A 1961-nucleotide genomic window follows, 5' to 3' on the forward strand; every position below is an offset into this window, starting at 1 on the left:
GTACAAAGACTATTTTGAATACGAGGCTATCACTCTCTTTGGCTGATTTTCCCAAACCATTCTTCTATAATCTTTGAGTCCACATTGCAGTCCTACAACCCCGAAGAGTAAACTCTTCGGTTTGCCCTCCTGCCGTTTCGCTCGCCGCTACTAAGGCAATCGCTTTTGCTTTCTCTTCCTGCAGCTACTTAGATGTTTCAGTTCACTGCGTCTTCCTCCTCATATCCTTAACAGATATGGGTAACAGGTAGTACCTGTTGGGTTCCCCCATTCGGAAATCCCTGGATCATCGCTTACTTACAGCTACCCAAGGCATATCGTCGTTTGTCACGTCCTTCTTCGGCTCCTAGTGCCAAGGCATCCACCGTGCGCCCTTATTAACTTAACCTTATTTTTGACCTTTCAGTCATAAACTCTTTTAATACTACAGCGTTTCGGTTTATTTTCTTGTTACTATTTGATATAGATATTCAATTTTCAATGTGCATTACTTGGTGATCTCTCACCAATGGAGCCTAGCGGGATCGAACCGCTGACCTCCTGCGTGCAAAGCAGGCGCTCTCCCAGCTGAGCTAAGGCCCCACAAGACCTCTCAAGACTAAACAAGACCAATGTGCTTTCCTTATCCTTAGAAAGGAGGTGATCCAGCCGCACCTTCCGATACGGCTACCTTGTTACGACTTCACCCCAATCATCTATCCCACCTTAGGCGGCTGGCTCCAAATGGTTACCTCACCGACTTCGGGTGTTACAAACTCTCGTGGTGTGACGGGCGGTGTGTACAAGGCCCGGGAACGTATTCACCGCGGCGTGCTGATCCGCGATTACTAGCGATTCCGACTTCATGTAGGCGAGTTGCAGCCTACAATCCGAACTGAGACTGGCTTTAAGAGATTAGCTTGCCGTCACCGACTTGCGACTCGTTGTACCAGCCATTGTAGCACGTGTGTAGCCCAGGTCATAAGGGGCATGATGATTTGACGTCATCCCCACCTTCCTCCGGTTTATTACCGGCAGTCTCGCTAGAGTGCCCAACTGAATGATGGCAACTAACAATAGGGGTTGCGCTCGTTGCGGGACTTAACCCAACATCTCACGACACGAGCTGACGACAACCATGCACCACCTGTCACCTCTGTCCCGAAGGAAATCTCTATCTCTAGAGAGGTCAGAGGGATGTCAAGACCTGGTAAGGTTCTTCGCGTTGCTTCGAATTAAACCACATGCTCCACCGCTTGTGCGGGCCCCCGTCAATTCCTTTGAGTTTCAACCTTGCGGTCGTACTCCCCAGGCGGAGTGCTTAATGCGTTAGCTGCGGCACTAAACCCCGGAAAGGGTCTAACACCTAGCACTCATCGTTTACGGCGTGGACTACCAGGGTATCTAATCCTGTTTGCTCCCCACGCTTTCGAGCCTCAGCGTCAGTTACAAGCCAGAGAGCCGCTTTCGCCACCGGTGTTCCTCCATATATCTACGCATTTCACCGCTACACATGGAATTCCACTCTCCCCTCTTGCACTCAAGTTAAACAGTTTCCAAAGCGTACTATGGTTAAGCCACAGCCTTTAACTTCAGACTTATCTAACCGCCTGCGCTCGCTTTACGCCCAATAAATCCGGACAACGCTCGGGACCTACGTATTACCGCGGCTGCTGGCACGTAGTTAGCCGTCCCTTTCTGGTAAGATACCGTCACAGTGTGAACTTTCCACTCTCACACTCGTTCTTCTCTTACAACAGAGCTTTACGATCCGAAAACCTTCTTCACTCACGCGGCGTTGCTCGGTCAGACTTCCGTCCATTGCCGAAGATTCCCTACTGCTGCCTCCCGTAGGAGTCTGGGCCGTGTCTCAGTCCCAGTGTGGCCGATCACCCTCTCAGGTCGGCTATGTATCGTCGCCTTGGTGAGCCGTTACCTCACCAACTAGCTAATACAACGCAGGTCCATCTGGTAGTGATGCA

The 1961-nt window shown here is 50.7% G+C and carries 1 tRNA gene and 2 rRNA genes; all 3 read right to left on the reverse strand.

Annotation, left to right across the window (positions count from 1 at the left end):
• Positions 1 to 388: ribosomal RNA gene (locus tag QM460_RS10315) — 23S ribosomal RNA — on the reverse strand; the annotation flags it as partial.
• Between the two features lie 121 nt (positions 389 to 509).
• A tRNA-Ala gene (locus QM460_RS10320) sits at positions 510 to 582 on the reverse strand.
• A 50-nt stretch (positions 583 to 632) separates the two neighbouring features.
• Positions 633 to 1961 (reverse strand): 16S ribosomal RNA (locus QM460_RS10325); the annotation flags it as partial.

Origin of the sequence: Streptococcus infantis (assembly GCF_047464415.1) — a bacterium.
Lineage (GTDB): Bacteria > Bacillota > Bacilli > Lactobacillales > Streptococcaceae > Streptococcus > Streptococcus infantis_AE.